General features: G+C 32.3%; 1 protein-coding gene. It reads left to right on the plus strand.

Translation table 11 applies throughout. The features are described from left to right. Window positions 1–11: 11 nt before the first annotated feature. Window positions 12–601, plus strand: a 590-nt coding sequence (locus ACZQCL_RS05440; protein WP_482482098.1) for a YitT family protein, incomplete at its 3' end; no start/stop codon positions are given.

Raw genomic sequence — 601 nt, forward strand, 5'->3', positions numbered from 1 at the left:
GATTTGTATTCTTGAGTTGCCTACAGTTTGGACTTGTATCATTCTTTTTAAATATTTTCTCTTTTACTCCCTTCTTTGATGATCTAGTCCTAAACGTATTATTTGGTGGATTCTTATATGGAATTGGTATTACACTTGCTTTAAAGGCAGATGGATCTACTGGCGGTACAGACTTTATAGCCCTGTACATTTCTAATAAGATTCATAAAAGTTTGTGGGATTATGTCTTTATTTTTAATACGATTATTTTAATTATTTTCGGTCTTTTCTTTGGATGGGTATATGCGGGATATTCAATTATCTTCCAATTTATTTCAACCCAAACTATTTCCCGTTTCTATCACAGATATGCCCAGATTACTGTTGAAATCACAACCGAAAATCCAGACATTATCACAAAGGCTTATACAGAAAACTTCAAACATGGTATGAGTGTTATTGATGCGTATGGGGCTTACAGTAATAAGAAATTCTATATTTGTAAAACAGTCATTTCGAGCTATGAAGAAGCTGATGTGATTGATTGTGTATTAAATGTAGCGCCAAATGTCATCATTAACTCATATAAGACGAATCATTTTTATGGCAAGTTTTATCATCA

Source organism: Holdemanella sp. (assembly GCF_056804935.1).